2 protein-coding genes are annotated in these 1,655 nt (G+C 69.7%); both read right to left on the bottom strand.

Going from position 1 to position 1,655, the window contains the following annotated elements:
- Positions 1–103 precede the first annotated feature (103 nt).
- The gene (locus tag GUY61_RS38135; protein WP_166634866.1) at positions 104–943 is read right to left on the bottom strand and encodes a transposase family protein; all 840 of its coding nucleotides are present in this window, start codon (positions 941–943) and stop codon (positions 104–106) included.
- A 52-nt stretch (positions 944–995) separates the two neighbouring features.
- Positions 996–1,442, bottom strand: coding sequence for a hypothetical protein (locus tag GUY61_RS38130; protein ID WP_166634865.1), 447 nt, complete (start codon positions 1,440–1,442; stop codon positions 996–998).
- Positions 1,443–1,655 lie beyond the last annotated feature (213 nt).

Below are 1,655 nucleotides of genomic sequence, written 5' to 3'. Positions count from 1 at the left end.
TGAGCGGTGTGCAAGCTGAAGTTGCTGGTCACGGGGCTGGTGTGCGTGGGCATCGGGATGCTCATGCTGGTCGCTGGCAGATGACTTTGGTGAAGATCGTCGGTCATCGGGCGACTTCGCGGTTGGTGAGGACCAGCAGGGCCCGGACCAGGGCGGTCGCCCAGGCGGGGTCGGTGCGTACCTTGCCGAGGACACGCCAGTTCTTGAGGTGGGCGAAGCCGTGCTCGACCGGCGCCCGGACGGCTGCCAGTGCGGTGTTGGACAGTTTCTGTCCTCGGGTCAGGGGCCGGTTGCGTGCGGCCTTGTAGCCGGTGATCACCGCGGGGTCGGCGCCGGGATCACTGTCGTCGAGGCCGACGAATCCCAGGTCGGCGATGGCCCCCAGTCCGGCCGCCCGTAGCTTTGCGGTGAGCTGGTCATGCCGGCAGGCGGTGATCTCCGAGGTGCGCCCGGGGCGGGCCGCAGAGATCCACAGCAGTCGGCCCCGGTCGTCGGTGAGGGCGATCACGAGCAGGCCGTGGCATTTGTTCTTGCCGGAGTAGTTCTTCCGGTTCTCCTTCCCGGTTCTGCGACGGGTGCGGATCACCGATCCGTCCAGCAGTACGATGCCGCCGCCCATTCGGGCGATCTTCTTCAGGGCCCGGTCCAGGCGTGGAGCCCGGGCGGCGAGCAGGCCGACGACTTCCCGGACCCACCGGGTCACGGTGGTGCGGTGTACTCCGTTGCCGCCGGCCAGGTCGCCGGGCCGCTGGTCACAGCGCAGTACCGCGAGCACGATGGTGGCGATCTTCCCCGCGGGCAGGACGCGCCACCGTGAGCCGATCTTCTTGAGGTGGCCGCGTATCAGGTCGGCGAGCCAGTTCAGGGTGGCGCTCGACAGCGGCAGTCGGGCGGTGTAGACAAGGCCGTCAGGGCCCTCGACGGAACTGTTGTTTTTCGTCACACAAACTCAACTGCCGTCGGGGGCCCGTCAGTTACGGGCGCGCTCCGCGTGACTATGGACGTGCCGTGAACCGCCCGTCGCCCCGCTTGTGCAGCCAGCCGCGGTCGGCGAGTTTGGTCATCTTCGCCCGCAGAGGTTCCAGCTTGCCGCGCACGGAGGCGTCCAGGCCCAGCCGCTCACCGACCGCCCTGACCTGCACCGGGCCGTCGGCCTCCCGCACGATCGCCAGGATCTTGCGGTAGTCGCCGGGCAGCGCGCCCTCGTCGGCCGCGTCGCTGCGGTGCGGGATGAGCAGGACCGCCCGTCCGGCCACCTGCGCCGGTGCCGGAGCGACAGCCCCGGCATCTGCCCGGGCCTGCTCGGCCAGGCGGTTCAACACCCGCTCCGCGATCGCCAGTTCGTCCCGCTCGGCCTGGACCTCCTGAAGCCGCTTGACCAACTCCTCGACGAGGGCGTCCAGTTCACTCCGGCGGGCGGTGATCCACTGCCGCTCCTGCATCCCCCGGGCCCCCTCCCGCGTTCTCACAGCGTGCCGACCTGCTTACGGATCGTAGGCGGGGGCCGGTCGTGGGCGCAGCCGAACCCGGCATCCCGCCGGGGCCGGACCTGCCCGATGATCTACGCCATGGTCATCGGCCGCCGACCGGCACGAGTACCCAACTCGCCATTCACACCAGACCCGTGACCTGCGACTTCAGCTTGCACACCGCTC

Origin of the sequence: Streptomyces sp. GC420 (assembly GCF_009916105.1) — a bacterium.
GTDB lineage: Bacteria > Actinomycetota > Actinomycetes > Streptomycetales > Streptomycetaceae > Streptomyces.
The sequence above is the reverse complement of the archived record's forward strand: the minus strand, read 5'-3'. Positions and strand labels throughout refer to the sequence as shown.

What these genes read in the sequence shown, in the direction of transcription:
- GUY61_RS38130 (WP_166634865.1), bottom strand. Translation starts at nt 1,442, where the DNA reads ATGCAGGAGCGGCAGTGGATCACCGCCCGCCGGAGTGAACTGGACGCC.